The organism is Brucella sp. H1_1004 (genome assembly GCF_047308065.1).
Classification (GTDB): Bacteria; Pseudomonadota; Alphaproteobacteria; order Rhizobiales; family Rhizobiaceae; genus Brucella; species Brucella pseudogrignonensis_B.
In genome coordinates, this window is record NZ_JAYKZA010000002.1 from 101,522 (window position 1) to 116,228 (window position 14,707).

Below are 14,707 nucleotides of genomic sequence, written 5' to 3' on the forward strand. Positions count from 1 at the left end.
CACCCAAAACTGGATGCTCAGAATTAGTCAGTTGAAGACTGACCATCCGCCCCAATATAGGCGATGCGAAGAAGGTTGGTTGCGCCCGGTGTTCCGAATGGCACACCAGCCGTAACGATCAGACGATCGCCAGCTTTGCCGAACTCTTCCTTGAATGCGACCTGACAGGCGTGATCGACCATGTCTTCCAGATCATGCGCGTCTTCTGTGACAACGCAATGCAGACCCCAGACAACCGACAGGCGGCGTGCAGTTTCAACAACCGGCGACAGCGCGATGATTGGTGTACGAGGACGTTCACGCGCCGCACGAAGACCAGTTGCACCCGAAGCCGTGTAGGTGACGATTGCTGAAAGGTTCAGCGTTTCAGCGATCTGACGTGCAGCCAAAGCAATCGCATCGGAACCGGTTGGTTCAGGGATTGCGCGCTGCGCATCCAGAATGCCCGGATAGGTCGGCTCGCGCTCAACCTTTTCCGCAATGCGGTTCATCGTGGCAACTGCTTCAACCGGATATTGACCGGAAGCCGATTCTGCCGAAAGCATGACCGCGTCTGCGCCTTCAAAAACAGCCGTTGCGACGTCCGATACTTCAGCGCGGGTTGGAACAGGTGCGGTGATCATTGATTCAAGCATCTGTGTCGCAACCACAACCGGCTTACCAGCGCGGCGTGCCTTGCGGATCATCTGCTTCTGAATGCCCGGAACGCTTTCCAGTGGCATTTCAACGCCAAGATCACCACGGGCAACCATGATCGCGTCGGACAGTTCGATGATCTCATCCAAACGGGTGACAGCCTGCGGCTTTTCGATCTTGGACATCAGGCCGACCTTGCCGCCTGAAATCTTGCGTGCTTCGATCAGATCTTCCGGGCGCTGAATGAACGACAGGGCAACCCAGTCGATATCTTCCTTCAGAACCGCGTCGAAATCCTTGTAATCTTTTTCCGTCAGAGCGCCGACACCCAGCGTGGTATCTGGCAGGCTAACACCCTTACGATCGGAAATGCTGGTTCCAGCAACAACCTTACAAACAATCGACTTGCCATCGCTTGATTCTGCAATCAGCTCCAGCTTGCCGTCATCAATCAGAAGACGATGGCCAGCTTCCACAGCTTCCAGAATTTCCGGGTGCGGAAGATAAACGCGGGTTTCATCGCCCGGTTCCTGATTGTTGTCGAGGGTAAAGGTCTGACCAACGGTCAATGTGACCTTGGTATTTTTGAACTTGCCAACGCGGAGCTTTGGACCCTGAAGATCGGCCAGAATGCCGATTGGACGACCAAGCTCTTTTTCAACATTGCGGATGCGCTTCACAAGCGCACGCATCATATCATGATCAGCATGACTCATATTGATACGGAAGACGTCTGCGCCTGCTTCAAAAAGCTGACGGATAACGGATTCCTCGCCAGACGCCGGGCCGAGTGTGGCGAGAATCTTGACCTTGCGGTTGCGCTTCATGGGCTATTCGTTCCTGTAACTGTGGAGTTTTCTAACGGCGTTTCGTCCGTGAGCTGTACCATCCAGCTCGATTGTTCCCCGGTATCGTATTCCTGAAAGCCATTGCGCTGGAAACCACGGGCAAAACAGTCCTGAACACCTGTGATACGGAATTCTTTTTCCGCCACACACATGTTCACTTTGCCTTCCCAGCGACCGCCGCTCTGAGAATCTTCTGCGAAAAGATAATAATATCGGGAGGTCAACGGCCCCTCGATCAGCGTCTTGCAGGTGGAGCCATCAATATGCCACCAGCCCTCTGTCACCCAGCCGGCCTTGGCTCGATAGCCAATGGAAACACCAACCAGATTCTGAGTTGAGTTACATACTCGAAAATCAGCACGCGCTTCCATGGAAGTCACACCCAAAGCACCCACAAGCACAGTGGAAAACAAACCCAAAAACACTGGAAGTCGCATTCGCCGAACTCCTTCAGTCCGCAATCGCTTTTGTCTCACGCAAGGAAATCCTCTTTCGGTCGATCTCTTTTCGGCAGTTTCGCCTTTGATGTCAACGCAATCCCGGAGAGAACAAATCAGTTACAGCATTTCCAATCAAACTGCATAGCGATTTTCGCGCAATTTAAACGATTAGATTCCTGGCTTGCCTCAATCCCGAAACGCCTTCACCATTCTTTTGAGAATGATCGTTGCAATACCGACTTTCTCATGACAGAGCTGAAACTACTTGCGATTTATGACAGAAATCCCACCCAAGAAGCTGCATCCATGTCATTTGATCCATCGTTCTCACCCGTATATCAGCTCGATGGCGACCTTAGCCTCGGCCTGCTTCTGACTGCCGACCATGCCCGGCGTGATTTGCCTGTCAAATATGGCAGCCTTGGCATGGCGCAAAGCGAGTTTGAGCGCCATATCGCTTATGATATCGGCGTCGAAGAACTAACGCGGCAGCTGGCAGCCAAGCTCAACGCCCCAGCGGTCATGGGTGGCTTTTCCCGGTTGCTGATTGATCCCAATCGCGGCGAAGACGACCCAACACTCATCATGCAATTATCAGACGGCGCAGTGATTTCCGGCAACTATCCAATGACGCCGGAAGAGCGCGAAAACCGGCTCGACTGTTTCTATCGCCCTTATCATGATGCCGTTGCCTCGATGAGTACGCAGGTTGCAGGCGAAAGCGGCAAAGCACCATTCATCGTCGCGATCCACTCCTTTACACCAAACTGGCGCGGCAAAGACCGCCCGTGGCATATCGGGCTTTTGTGGGATGCTGACCCGCGTGGTGTTACCCCTTTCCTTTCCATGCTGCGCAATGAGGCTGGACTGGTTGTCGGCGATAACGAACCTTATGATGGCGCACTTAAAAACGATGCGCTTTATCGCCATGCAACCGCCAGAGGCTTTGCGCATGTTCTCATTGAAGTGCGGCAGGATTTGATTGCTGATAAAGCCGGGGCAACACAATGGGCGGAACTGCTGGCGCCAATGCTGGCAAAAATCAACGCGATGCCCGAAATCCATGAAATCCGGCATTTCGGTTCGCGAACTGGCCCGATTGGCTGATCCTTTGCCCGCTATCCACAGCCTGTCGGCGATAAAAAGCGCATTTCCAAGCCCACTGGCTCTTAATTTTGCCTGCGACTCGCAGAAAAACTAAGTCCGACTTTCGGCAATGGTCCTGTTCCTGTAACGGATGACCTTTGACCCGCATTCATAATCGACTTTGAATTGGAGAAACGCGTGAGCGACGACATTACCAGCGAAGCCCAGACCATTGCTGTTGGCCAGTTGCGTGCTTTCATCGAGCGCATCGAGCGCCTCGAAGAAGAAAAAAAGACCATTGGCGACGATATCAAGGAAGTTTATGCGGAATTGAAGGGTTCGGGGTTTGACAGCAAGGTCGTAAGGACCATTATTCGTCTGCGTAAAAAAGAAGACCATGAACGTCAGGAAGAAGAAGCGATGCTCCAGCTTTACATGGACGCGCTTGGCATGGGTTGATTCTTTGGATCCAATTCCTTCTTCCTGAAATCATAACGCTAAGGCTCAGAAATGGGCCGCAGGCAAAGGAAGAGGATAGGGTCCATGGAGTTTAGAAAACTCGGACGTACTGAACTCGAGGTTTCGTCGCTGTGTTTTGGCGGCAACGTATTTGGCTGGGCGGTCGATGAAGCAACATCATTTTCGCTTCTCGACCGTTTTGTCGATGTGGGACTGAATTTTATTGATACAGCCGATGTTTATTCCGCATGGGCACCGGGCAATTTCGGTGGCGAATCCGAAACCATCATCGGAAACTGGCTGAAATCTCGTGGCCTTCGTCACAAAGTTGTGATCGCCACCAAAGTCGGTTCAGAAATGGGACCAGACGAAAAGGGATTGTCTCCCGCCTATATTCGCAAAGCTGTCGATGCCTCTCTCAAGCGGCTGCAAACTGACTATATCGATCTTTATCAATCGCATTGGGATGATCCCGAAACGCCGTTCGAAGATGTATTGGGCACCTATCAGGAACTGATCAAGGCCGGTAAAGTCCGTGCTATCGGCGCATCCAATCTCACAGCAGAACGCCTGACAGAATCGCTCAGTGTTGCAAAGCAGCACAACCTACCGCGCTACGAAACATTGCAGCCGCTCTATAATCTCTACGATCGTGCAGGGTTTGAGGATGGGCTTGAAGCGATCTGCCGTGACAACGAACTTGGCGTCATCAACTATTACTCGCTGGCTTCCGGTTTTCTAACCGGCAAATACCGCTCAAAAGATGACCTTGGTCAAAGCGCACGTGGTCAAACGGTCGAAAAATATCTGACCGATCGCGGATCGCGAATTATTGCTGCGCTTGATCAGGTTGCCCGCGCCAATGATGCGACACCCGCGCAGATCGCAATCGCGTGGCTGATCGCACGACCCGCTGTCACATCACCGATTGCCAGTGCAACACGTCTCACCCAGCTCAATGAGCTGATCGATGCTGTACAGATCAAGCTGGACGATGAAGCAATCGCCCTACTCGACAAGGCAAGCGCTTAACCAAAAACGAAACGGAAGGGTAAACTACCCTTCCAGTTCTTCCCGCAGCATCTCCAGCTCCAGCCATTCTTCTTCCATGGCGGAATGCTCGGAGCGCTTCTTGTCGAGAAGATCGGCGGTCTTGCCAAAAAGTGTTGGGTCTTTGGCGTAAAGCTGCGGATCAGCAAGCTTGCCTTCGAGCACTGACATTTCTTTTGCCAAAGCGTCCATTTTGCCGGGCAAGGTTTCAAGCGCAAATTTTTGCTTGTAGGAAAGCTTGCGCTTTTCTTCACGCTTAGGCTGCGGTGCGTCAGTGCTTTTGTCATCTGAACGTGCAGCAGCTGTTTTCACATTGCGACGCGCTAAGGCCTGCTCCTTGCGTTGCGCCATCATATCGGCATAGCCACCAGCATATTCCAGCCAGTTGCCATCACCTTCCGGCGCAATTACGGACGTTACCGTGCGATCAAGGAAATCACGGTCGTGGCTGACAAGGATAACGGTTCCGGGAAAGCCAGAAACCAGCTCCTGCAAAAGATCGAGCGTTTCCATATCGAGATCATTGGTCGGCTCGTCGAGGATCAGCAGATTGGCAGGCCGCGCCAAAACACGCGCCAGCATCAGACGCGCGCGTTCACCACCGGAAAGCTCGCGGATTGGGGTGCGCGCTTGTTCCGGCTGGAACAAAAAGTCCTTCATATAGGACACGACATGGCGCTGTTCGCCATTGATGACCAGATTTTCCCCGCGCCCATCGGTCAGATAATGCGCTAGCGTGTCATCAAGGTTCAAGCTTTCACGCTTCTGATCGAGCTCTGCCATTTCCAGATTAACGCCGAGGCGCAACGTGCCCGAATCAGGCTCAAGCTTGCCCATCAGCATCGACAAAAGCGTCGTCTTGCCCGCTCCATTTGGCCCGACAAGACCAATACGATCACCGCGCTGTATCCGGGTAGAAAAATCATGAACAAGAACCCGTTCGCCATAAGCTTTGTTGAGCTTCTTAGCTTCGATCACCAGCTTGCCGGACTCTTTGGAATCACTTGCCGCAAGCACGGCGGTTCCTTGCGCTTTGCGATGATTGCGGAAATCAGCGCGCATGGAATGCAACTCACCAAGCCGGCGCATATTGCGCTTGCGGCGCGCGGTTACACCATAGCGCAGCCAATGTTCTTCGCGCGCAATCTGGCGGCCAAGCTTGTGATGATCACGCTCTTCTTCTTCGAGAACCTTGTCGCGCCATTCTTCGAAATGCGCAAAGCCCTGATCGATACGGCGTGTAATGCCACGATCAAGCCAGACCGTCGAACGGCTGACATTTTCAAGAAAACGACGGTCATGCGAGATCAGAACGATCGCCGAACGGATCTGGCGCAACTCACCTTCAAGCCACTCGATTGTTGTAAGATCAAGATGGTTGGTCGGCTCGTCTAGCAACAGGACATCAGGCTGAGGAGCAATAACCCGCGCAAGCGCTGCGCGGCGCGCTTCACCGCCTGAAAGGTGATCCGGCTTTTCTTCACCGGTCAAGCCAAGATGCTCAAGCAGATAGGTCACACGATGCGGATCATCTGCCGGTCCAAGACCGGCTTCCACATAAGCGCGCACATTGGCATAGCCATCAAGGTCTGGCACCTGCGGCAGATAACGAATAGTCGCGCCCGGATGCTTGAATATTTCACCGGATGTCGCTTCAACCATTCCCGCTGCAATTTTAAGCAAAGTGGATTTGCCGGAACCGTTGCGGCCGACCAGCGCAATGCGGTCGCCCTCACTTACAGAAAGGGCTGCTTCTTCCAGAAGCGGTGTACCGCCAAAGGTGAGCTTGATCTGGTCGAGGCGAAGAAGCGGAGGTGCCATGGTTCTCTTTGAAAACTGCCGTTGAAATTTGTGACCTGCTTGTCGAGGACAAAACGCATTCTGTCAAATGATATGGCCCGGAAAAACAAACAGGCCGGATTTCTCCGGCCTGTTTTCAAACTTAAATAGCTTAGGCGTCTTAGTTACAAGGCGCTTCGTAAACGCGACCGTAATTATCGCGGTAACGGCAATACTGAACATTGTTGCGTGTTGTTGCTGCACCAAGCAGCGTACCACCAACTGCACCAATTGCAGCGCCAGTCAAAGCACCGCGACCGTTACCGCCGATAGCGCCACCTGCAAGCGCACCAAGCGCTGCGCCGCCAACGCCGTAACCGGCTGTACGCTGTTCACCCGTCGTGCATGCTGCTGTTGAGAACGCAAGCGCACCGACGATTGCGATCATGGAAAGACGTGATTTCATGAAACAATCTCCTATTAGAGTTACACTAACACCGACGTTGCGTCCCCAAATTCGGCGTCACGCTTGACATAGTTACAATACGTTTCGACGTACAGCGTCAAGCAGTTTCAATTATTAAGGTTAGCGGCACGCCTGAACAGATGATGGATCAATCAGGTTTGCTACAAGTATCGCAAGACCAGAACGCGCGGAAACACAAAGGGTTCCGCGCACAACGTTAGAAACCGTCCATGAAGAACCGAAAGGCAAGGTCACATTGTCTAACGGCCACTCTGCATTTGTGATTGAAAGTCCTTCAACAGTACAAAAATTAACGACACTGAATGATGTACCATCAGGGAAATCGTAAACATAGTCTCCGGCAACCAGCGGCCACGCCTCTTCAGCACCGCTTGAGAGCAAAATTTCACGGCCCTTTGCCGCCTGTGCTGTCGCCATCGTCAAATGTAAAAGCGTGTGATCCGTGCGTGAACCACCGAATGCGCCGCAAAGGATAACGCGCTCAGCGCCGCGCTCAAATGCCTCTTCGAGAGCAAGTTCTCCGTCAGTCATATCCTTGGCGGCTGGAAACGTTTTTTTCGGTACATGCGCATATTGCGCAAGCAAGTCATCCGATGTGGAATCAAAATCGCCCAGCCATAGCTCCGGCTCAACACCAAGCGCCTGCGCATGGCGCATACCACTATCCGCGGCCAATACCCGTGCACCCGCTATCTGACGTTTCAGGCGTTCTGTGACAACAAGATCACCGCCGAGAAGAATGACAAATGTACTCATAAGTCGCTCATAACACGCGAGAATTATCCCCGAAAGCCCGCATCTTCATCGCTTGCCCTCGGACGCGCGAACCACTATTATCGATCCTGCTCTAACGGGGTGCCATTCAGTCTTTGAATGGCTGAGAGGCCGTACTCCGGCTAACCCGCTGAACCTGATCCGGTTTGTACCGGCGGAGGGATTAGATGCTGACCGATTTTGATAACGGCGCACAATCTTTTCGAACAAAAGAAAGGAATGCCGTTATGCGGTTTTTATCTCTGCTTACATTATCGTTGACTGCGGCTTTTGCCTTTTCAGCGCAGGCCAAGGATAAACTCACCATCTACACCTATGACAGTTTTGTTTCCGAATGGGGTCCCGGCCCCAAAGTGAAGGAAAACTTTGAAAAAGAATGCGATTGTGAGCTGGAATGGGTCGCATCGGCGGATGGTGTTGCCCTTCTTAATCGCCTCAAGCTTGAAGGCGGCAATACCAAAGCCGACATCGTTCTCGGCCTCGATACCAACCTGACCACGGAAGCACGCGCTACCGGCTATTTCGCGCCTAGCAATGTTGATCTCACCAATGTCAAAGTGCCGGGCGACTTTAAGGACGATATTTTCGTGCCTTACGACTATGGTTATTTTGCTGTCGTTTATGACTCCGAAAAACTGCCCAACCCACCGCAAAGCCTGAAAGAGCTGGTCGAAGGTGATTCGTCGCAAAAGATCGTCATTCAGGATCCACGCACATCGACACCGGGCCTTGGCATTCTGCTCTGGATCAAATCAGTCTATGGCGATCAGGCAGGCGAAGCTTGGGAAAAGCTGCAGAAGCGCATTCTCACGGTCACGCCGGGTTGGTCCGAAGCCTATGGCCTGTTCACCAAAGGCGAAGCGCCGATGGTGCTTTCCTACACGACCTCGCCTGCCTATCACATGATTGCGGAAGGCACTGAGCGCTATAAGGCGCTAGCTTACCCGGAAGGTAATTACCTTCAGATCGAGCTTGCAGCACAGACAACAACCGGCGCAAAGAACCCGCTGGCGCAAAAGTTTCTGGCTTTCATGACTGGCCCCGGCTTTCAGGACGTAATCCCTGAAACCAACTGGATGTATCCAGCAGGAAAAACGTCCGCACCGCTTGCTGCGGCTTTCGACAAACTGCCAAAGCCTGAAAAAACACTGCTGATCCCGGCTGATGACGTTGCGAAAAACCGCAACGCCTGGGTCGATGAATGGCTGGCTGCATCCAGCAAATGATAAAATCGCCGACCAAAAACTCTGCCAGAAATACGCCTGCGATGAAGCAACTCGCAGGCGTGCTGGCGCTTTGCTTTTTAGCGGTTCTGGTCGGCGGCTCTTTGATAGCATTGGCGTTTGAAGCCAGCGGCTTTAACACTGACGTTTATTTCGACGCCTATCTGCTGCGTGTTGCGCGCTTTACCGTGCTGCAAGCGGCAGCATCGGCGCTTTTGTCGGTGCTATTTGCCATTCCTGTGGCACGCGCACTTTATTCGGAAACGAGCTTTCCCGGACGCGGCCTGATTTTACGCCTTTTTGCGTTGCCGCTTGCCCTGCCAGCGCTTGTAACCGTTTTGGGTATCACCAGCATTTATGGTCGCAACGGCTTTATCGCGCAGCTTTCGCAATCAGCTGGCTATCCGGTCTCGCCCGACATTTATGGCCTCACCGGCATTTTGATCGCGCATGTATTTTTCAACATGCCGCTGGCAGTGCGGCTCATTCTGGCAGCCTACGAATCGATCCCTGCTGATTACTGGAAGCTTTCCGCTCAGCTTGGCATGGGTAACAAAGCACGCTTCCGCCTGATTGAGTGGCCTGTCATCCGGCGCAATCTGCCGGGCATGATCGGCCTCATCTTCATGCTCTGCGTGACAAGCTTTACCACTGTTCTGACGCTCGGTGGCGGGCCACGCGCAACGACACTGGAAGTCGCGATCTACCAGAGCCTGCATTTCGATTTCGATCCGGCACGGGCTGTGGCGCTTACACTGGCACAACTCACGCTTACACTGGTAATGCTGCTGGCTTTGCGACTGACCGGACGTCCATCCGAAGAAGGTTTTACGCTGACAAACACTACTAAGCGTTATGGCAAGCCCACCGCGCCTGAGCGCATTTTCAACATCGCAGCTATCGCCCTGGGCTTTCTCTATGTTGCATTACCCGTTAGTGGCGTGGTCATTTCCGGCCTTGCTGCCGATCTTATTCGATTGTTGAGCGAACGAACCGTGTGGCGGGCCATCAGCACAAGCATCGCGCTCGGCTTTTCCGCAGCCCTTCTTTCGGTAGTTCTTTCGCTTTCACTTGTCATTGCCCACGAAGCAACAAGAAGTGCGCGGCTTTCGAGCCTATTCGATACCGGCTCAAGCCTCATTCTTGTGATGCCTCCCATTGTGCTTGGTGCAGGCTGGTTCATTCTGCTCAGAAACTTCACCGACCCCTTTACTGTGGCGCCTTTCATGGTTGTGACCGTTAATGCAGCGATGGCCATGCCTTTTGCTGTGCGTCTATTGCGCCCAGCGTGGGATACTTCAGCAGCACGCCATAACAGGCTCTGTGCACAGCTTGGCATAACCGGATTCAATCGCTTACGGCTGATAGACTGGCCATCCATCCGCAAACCTTTCGGCATGGCCTTTGCCTTCGCCATGGCATTATCGCTTGGAGACCTCGGCACGATCGCACTTTTTGGCAGCGATGCGCTCTTAACACTCCCCTATCTGTTATTTCAGCGCATGGGCAGCTATCGCACTTTCGACGCGGCAGGCCTTGCGCTTATCCTCGGAATCTTATGTCTTTGCCTGATGATGCTTGCAGACCGTGCAGCATCGCGAAAGGAAACGCCACTCTCATGACAGTTCAAGCCGACATCAGGCTTCGCGATGTGCATTTCAGCTATGGCGAAACCACCATGCACTTCGACGCCATTATACCGGGCGGCGTAATTGCGGCTGTTGTCGGCCCCAGCGGTTCGGGAAAATCCACCCTGCTCAATTTGATTGCCGGCTTTGAAGCCCCCCAATCGGGGGCAATTATTATCGGCGATGCAGATGTAACCGCTCTGCAGCCTGCTGGCCGTCCGGTCTCGATGGTTTTTCAGGAAAACAATCTCTTCGCTCACTTAACCGTTGAGCAGAATATCGGCCTGGGTCGCTCGCCAAACCTCAAGCTTACCCAGCTGGATCGCGCAGCCATTACCACCGCATTAGAACGCGTGGGCTTGAAGGGCAAAGAACAACGTAATCCGGAAGCGCTCTCCGGTGGCGAACGCCAGCGTGTGGCGATTGCACGAGCACTCGTGCGCGAGCGCCCGGTCCTGCTACTCGATGAAGCTTTTGCTTCGCTCGGCCCTGCCCTTCGACATCAGATGCTCGATCTTGTACGAGAGTTGCAGCAGGAAAATGCTATGACCGTACTCATGGTCACGCACACGCCGGAAGACGCACTTTATCTCGATGCGTTGCTACTATTTTTAGAAAATGGTCACATTACCGCTCACGGACCGGCGAGTGATTTGCTGTCACCATCTGGACCAGACGCTTTGAAGCGCTATATCGGCGATCAGACTTTCCAGCTCAAATAGAGTTACCGTCGCGGACATATTTTGTTCGCATTCGCCTTGAACAACAGCTTTGATGACCGAACTACTTCTTGTAGGTGTTTCAGTCAGTAGCTAGATTTGTGCCAGAGTGATCGGTACTGATTCAATTGCGAGGGTAAAATACTGTTCCGTCATACGACCCGTCTTCGGGCCTCCCTGTGTCTCCCCCTTTCGCTGCCAGAATGGGCACAGCACAATTGGCGGAAATCAGCCATCGGTTTTGGCTTGCTTTCTGTTGCCGTGATTTCGGGCTGCCAGTCGATCAATTCCAGTAAGGATCTCGGCCTTCAGCCGTCTTCAAATCCGGTGACCGTTGAAAACGTTTCGCGCAATGATCGCCTGGCGCAAATCGGCGCACAGCAGCACCCGCGTATTCTTGCCACCTATGGCGGCGAATATAAGGACGCAAAGCTTGAGCGCATGGTCGCCAAAATTGTGGGTAATCTCACCACCGTTTCTGACAAACCGGATCAAACCTATCGCATCACGATTCTGGATAGCCCCAACATCAATGCTTTCGCATTGCCGGGCGGTTTTCTATACATAACGCGTGGGCTGTTGGCGCTCGCCAATGACTCGTCGGAAGTTGCAGCCGTCATTGCACACGAAATGGGCCATGTGGTTGCCAATCACGGTATTCTTCGTCAGGAAAAAGAAGCCGAGACGGCAATCGCCGGACGTGTTGCAACCGAAGTGCTGCACAATGAAAGCGCCAGCCGTGAAGCAGACATTCGTGGTAAGCTGCGTCTTGCGCAGTTCTCACGCAATCAGGAACTGCAAGCCGATGCTATCGGCATCAAGATGATCGGTGAAGCGGGTTACGACCCCTTTGCGTCTGCACGCTTCCTGCAATCGATGGAAGCCTATACGGATTTCCGTTCGGTTTCTGGCGCGACCGATGCAAGCCTCGACTTCCTTGCGAGCCACCCTGCAACGCCGCAGCGCATTCAGTTGGCACTTGGCCATGCGCGCCGTATCGGTGCACCGGGCGTCGGCACCACGGATCGCGATTCTTTCCTCAATGGTATTGATGGGCTGCTTTATGGCGACTCACCGAGTGAGGGCTACGTTCGCGAGCAGACTTTCATTCATCCAAAACTTGGTGTGACCTTTACAGCTCCCGCCGGTTTCACCATCGACAATTCGGCGACAGCCGTCATGGCAAGTGGCCCGGGCGAAGTGGCAATCCGCTTCGACGGCGCTTCGCTACCGTCAGGCTCAAACCTCACCGATTACATCAAATCGGGTTGGGTAACAGGCTTGGACGAAAGTTCAATCCGTCCGATCACCATCAACGGCCTGCCCGCTGCAACTGCACGCGCAAGTGCCGATCGCTGGCAATTCGATATTGTGGTGATAGCCGCAAATAACAAAGTTTATCGCTTCCTCACAGCAGCGCCAAAAGGCAGCAATGCTTTGATGCCTGCATCGCAAACCGTGACACAGTCGTTCCGCCTGCTTACACGCGCTGAACAAGAAGCTATCAAACCATTGCGCATTCGCGTGGTCACTGTGAAGCCGGGCGACACCATGGCAAGCCTTTCGGCGCGCATGCAGGGCACGACGCGCAAACTTGAACTCTTCCGCCTTCTGAATGCTATGCCAGCCGGTGCGACGGTATCTGTTGGCGACCGCGTGAAGCTCATCAGCGAGTAAATCCCAATGGAAGTCATCGTCCAATCATTGCTCGCTGGTAAGATCTCTCCCTTGGGCGAGCGGCAAGCGCCAAGCGGCATTGATAAAAAGCCGGTTTCTGGCCCTGTGCGCCTGCTGCGCGATGGATTGGAGTGCGACGAACAAGGCGACAAAAAAGTGCATGGTGGGCCTGAGAAGGCCGTCCATCACTACCCACGCGATCATTACGCAGACTGGCTCAACGATTTGGGAGAAAATGAGCAGCTGAATGATGCAGGTGCCTTTGGCGAGAATATTTCTACCATCGGCCTAACTGAGCAAAATGTTGCAGTCGGTGATCGCTTTCGCATAGGCACGGCTGTCATTGAAGTCTCTCAAGGCAGACAACCCTGCTGGAAGCTAAACGCTCGTTTCAATGTCGCAGATATGGCCGTCCGTGTTCAGAAGACGGGGCGTACCGGCTGGTATTATCGTGTTTTGGAAGAAGGCGTCGTGGCCCAAGACGATGCAATGACACTGATCGAGCGTCTGTCGCCGGAATGGACGTTACACCGTCTCTGGAATCTGCTTTATGTCGATACGCTCAATTATGACGAACTGGCACAGATGGCCAAGATCGTTCACCTTGCCGATGGCTGGAAGCGCTATGCCATTCGCCGCCTTGAGAACCGTAAAGTAGAAGACTGGTCAGGCCGATTAAACGGAAGTCAGGGCTAAATATTAGACTTGGTAAACCGCCATTTCGTGCTGATCAAGCAGCGCGATCTTAAGTTTTTCCATCGCGCGGCTTTCAATCTGCCTGACACGTTCTTTTGAAATGCCAAGCTTTTCACCGAGCGCCTCTAACGTCACACCATCATCATCCAGACGACGCTCGCGAATGATATGCAACTCGCGTTCATTCAACGCATGGAGTGCCGTGTGAAGCCAGCCAACACGACGTTCGCTATCGATTGCGCCTTCCACGACCTCATCCTGCAAAGGATGATCATCGACAAGAAAATCCATGCGGCTTGACGTGCCTGATTCATCATTGTTCAACGACGCTGAAAGCGAACTGTCAGACCCCGAAAGCCTGCTATCCATCACTTCAACGTCATTCGCCGAAACTCCAAGCTGGGTGGAAATCTGGCGATAGATTTCTGCCTTCGTCAGTGTTTCATCTTCTTGCGCAAGCTTCGAGCGCAGGCGACGAAGATTGAAAAACAGCGACTTTTGCGCCGAACTGGTGCCACCACGGACGATCGACCAATTACGCAGAATGTAATCCTGCATCGAAGCGCGGATCCACCATGACGCATAAGTCGAGAAACGAACTTCACGCTCAGGATCAAAGCGTGCTGCCGCTTCAAGCAGACCCACATAACCTTCCTGAATGAGATCACTCATCGGCAGCTTAAACTTCCGGAAACGTCCCGCCATCGAAATGACCAACCGCATATGTGATGCAGTCATTCGATGCAGTGCGTTCTGATCTTTGTTTTCTTTCCACGCTATTGCCAGCGAACGCTCTTCGTCACGCTCAAGATAAGGCGCTGACATAGCGTTGCGGATCATGGATTGAGGGGAAGAAGATGGTGCAGGCACCATATTGCGCGATGCCTTCGGCAACCGCAACGAGGGAACTGATGCTGAAACTTGGGTTGGAACTGGGGAGGAACTGCTAATCGACAACATGCTCATCTGGTTCTCCTGTTCTTAGTGCAAAGCCTTCAAAAGAACTTTGAAGGACAAGACAAAAGATAAATCAGCTCTGCGAAGAACAATTGAATGAACAACTCGTATTCGTTCAAAAACCCTGTGACAGACCTGCTTTGAGGCCAGATTAATACGCCGCAAAACAAACCCGTTTACGAACTGGTTTGATTACAACGCAAAGGAAGCTCTGCGGTTCCATAAGGAACGCAACAAATCTTCAGATA

At 53.0% G+C, this 14,707-nt stretch carries 14 protein-coding genes and 1 riboswitch; of the genes, 8 read left to right on the forward strand and 6 right to left on the reverse strand.

The features are described from left to right. Nucleotides 1-23: 23 nt before the first annotated feature. Together pyk and U2P60_RS07760 are read right to left on the reverse strand one after the other, a co-directional pair. Complete coding sequence (pyk, locus tag U2P60_RS07755) at nucleotides 24-1,463, reverse strand: pyruvate kinase (RefSeq protein WP_313827202.1); 1,440 nt, start codon at nucleotides 1,461-1,463, stop codon at nucleotides 24-26. Continuing rightward, nucleotides 1,460-1,921 carry a DUF1036 domain-containing protein gene (locus tag U2P60_RS07760; protein WP_413572104.1) on the reverse strand — a complete coding sequence of 154 codons (462 nt, stop codon included), beginning with the start codon at nucleotides 1,919-1,921 and terminating at the stop codon, nucleotides 1,460-1,462. The genes pyk and U2P60_RS07760 overlap by 4 nt, the downstream gene beginning before the upstream one ends. Nucleotides 1,922-2,230: 309 nt before the next feature. On the opposite strand from U2P60_RS07760, the gene U2P60_RS07765 reads away from it, so the two are divergent. From U2P60_RS07765 to U2P60_RS07775, 3 genes are all read left to right on the forward strand, one after another. After that, nucleotides 2,231-3,031, forward strand: a complete 801-nt coding sequence (locus tag U2P60_RS07765; protein ID WP_413573714.1) for an N-formylglutamate amidohydrolase — start codon at nucleotides 2,231-2,233, stop codon at nucleotides 3,029-3,031. Between the two features lie 177 nt (nucleotides 3,032-3,208). Continuing rightward, nucleotides 3,209-3,469, forward strand: coding sequence for a DUF2312 domain-containing protein (locus tag U2P60_RS07770; protein WP_007876730.1), 261 nt, complete (start codon nucleotides 3,209-3,211; stop codon nucleotides 3,467-3,469). An 84-nt stretch (nucleotides 3,470-3,553) separates the two neighbouring features. Then, nucleotides 3,554-4,501, forward strand: coding sequence for an aldo/keto reductase (locus U2P60_RS07775; RefSeq protein ID WP_413572105.1), 948 nt, complete (start codon nucleotides 3,554-3,556; stop codon nucleotides 4,499-4,501). Between the two features lie 24 nt (nucleotides 4,502-4,525). On the opposite strand, the gene U2P60_RS07780 is transcribed toward U2P60_RS07775, so the two are convergent. From U2P60_RS07780 to U2P60_RS07790, 3 genes are all read right to left on the reverse strand, one after another. After that, nucleotides 4,526-6,340 carry an ABC-F family ATP-binding cassette domain-containing protein gene (locus U2P60_RS07780; RefSeq protein WP_413572106.1) on the reverse strand — a complete coding sequence of 605 codons (1,815 nt, stop codon included), beginning with the start codon at nucleotides 6,338-6,340 and terminating at the stop codon, nucleotides 4,526-4,528. A gap of 139 nt (nucleotides 6,341-6,479) precedes the next feature. Beyond that, entirely contained in the window at nucleotides 6,480-6,764 is a 285-nt protein-coding gene (locus U2P60_RS07785; RefSeq protein WP_094578220.1) for a glycine zipper domain-containing protein, read from the reverse strand. 120 nt (nucleotides 6,765-6,884) lie between these two features. Beyond that, nucleotides 6,885-7,541 (reverse strand): thiamine diphosphokinase, encoded by a 657-nt coding sequence (locus tag U2P60_RS07790; RefSeq protein WP_413572107.1) that lies wholly within the window; start codon nucleotides 7,539-7,541, stop codon nucleotides 6,885-6,887. 85 nt (nucleotides 7,542-7,626) lie between these two features. Then, a riboswitch (TPP riboswitch) is annotated at nucleotides 7,627-7,739 on the forward strand. Nucleotides 7,740-7,786: 47 nt separating this feature from the next. On the opposite strand from U2P60_RS07790, the gene thiB reads away from it, so the two are divergent. From thiB to U2P60_RS07815, 5 genes are all read left to right on the forward strand, one after another. Then, complete coding sequence (thiB, locus tag U2P60_RS07795) at nucleotides 7,787-8,785, forward strand: thiamine ABC transporter substrate binding subunit (protein WP_413572108.1); 999 nt, start codon at nucleotides 7,787-7,789, stop codon at nucleotides 8,783-8,785. Continuing rightward, complete coding sequence (gene thiP, locus U2P60_RS07800; RefSeq protein ID WP_413572109.1) at nucleotides 8,761-10,404, forward strand: thiamine/thiamine pyrophosphate ABC transporter permease ThiP; 1,644 nt, start codon at nucleotides 8,761-8,763, stop codon at nucleotides 10,402-10,404. Before thiB ends, thiP begins: the two co-directional genes overlap by 25 nt. Beyond that, on the forward strand, nucleotides 10,401-11,132 hold the full coding sequence (gene thiQ, locus U2P60_RS07805; RefSeq protein WP_413572110.1) for a thiamine ABC transporter ATP-binding protein: 732 nt from the start codon (nucleotides 10,401-10,403) through the stop codon (nucleotides 11,130-11,132). The genes thiP and thiQ overlap by 4 nt, the downstream gene beginning before the upstream one ends. A gap of 192 nt (nucleotides 11,133-11,324) precedes the next feature. Beyond that, on the forward strand, nucleotides 11,325-12,806 hold the full coding sequence (cdlP, locus tag U2P60_RS07810) for a cell division protease CdlP (RefSeq protein ID WP_313828548.1): 1,482 nt from the start codon (nucleotides 11,325-11,327) through the stop codon (nucleotides 12,804-12,806). A gap of 6 nt (nucleotides 12,807-12,812) precedes the next feature. Then, complete coding sequence (locus U2P60_RS07815; RefSeq protein WP_413572111.1) at nucleotides 12,813-13,502, forward strand: MOSC domain-containing protein; 690 nt, start codon at nucleotides 12,813-12,815, stop codon at nucleotides 13,500-13,502. 3 nt (nucleotides 13,503-13,505) lie between these two features. On the opposite strand, the gene U2P60_RS07820 is transcribed toward U2P60_RS07815, so the two are convergent. Then, nucleotides 13,506-14,468 (reverse strand): RNA polymerase factor sigma-32, encoded by a 963-nt coding sequence (locus U2P60_RS07820; RefSeq protein ID WP_413572112.1) that lies wholly within the window; start codon nucleotides 14,466-14,468, stop codon nucleotides 13,506-13,508. Nucleotides 14,469-14,707: the final 239 nt, after the last annotated feature.

Bases quoted from the DNA above. Each gene is read 5' to 3' on its own strand.
- pyk (WP_313827202.1), bottom strand. From the start codon at position 1,463: ATGAAGCGCAACCGCAAGGTCAAGATTCTCGCCACACTCGGCCCGGCG.
- U2P60_RS07760 (WP_413572104.1), bottom strand. From the start codon at position 1,921: ATGCGACTTCCAGTGTTTTTGGGTTTGTTTTCCACTGTGCTTGTGGGT.
- U2P60_RS07765 (WP_413573714.1), top strand. From the start codon at position 2,231: ATGTCATTTGATCCATCGTTCTCACCCGTATATCAGCTCGATGGCGAC.
- U2P60_RS07775 (WP_413572105.1), top strand. From the start codon at position 3,554: ATGGAGTTTAGAAAACTCGGACGTACTGAACTCGAGGTTTCGTCGCTG.
- U2P60_RS07780 (WP_413572106.1), bottom strand. From the start codon at position 6,340: ATGGCACCTCCGCTTCTTCGCCTCGACCAGATCAAGCTCACCTTTGGC.
- U2P60_RS07785 (WP_094578220.1), bottom strand. From the start codon at position 6,764: ATGAAATCACGTCTTTCCATGATCGCAATCGTCGGTGCGCTTGCGTTC.
- U2P60_RS07790 (WP_413572107.1), bottom strand. From the start codon at position 7,541: ATGAGTACATTTGTCATTCTTCTCGGCGGTGATCTTGTTGTCACAGAA.
- thiB (WP_413572108.1), top strand. From the start codon at position 7,787: ATGCGGTTTTTATCTCTGCTTACATTATCGTTGACTGCGGCTTTTGCC.
- thiP (WP_413572109.1), top strand. From the start codon at position 8,761: ATGGCTGGCTGCATCCAGCAAATGATAAAATCGCCGACCAAAAACTCT.
- thiQ (WP_413572110.1), top strand. From the start codon at position 10,401: ATGACAGTTCAAGCCGACATCAGGCTTCGCGATGTGCATTTCAGCTAT.
- U2P60_RS07815 (WP_413572111.1), top strand. From the start codon at position 12,813: ATGGAAGTCATCGTCCAATCATTGCTCGCTGGTAAGATCTCTCCCTTG.
- U2P60_RS07820 (WP_413572112.1), bottom strand. From the start codon at position 14,468: ATGAGCATGTTGTCGATTAGCAGTTCCTCCCCAGTTCCAACCCAAGTT.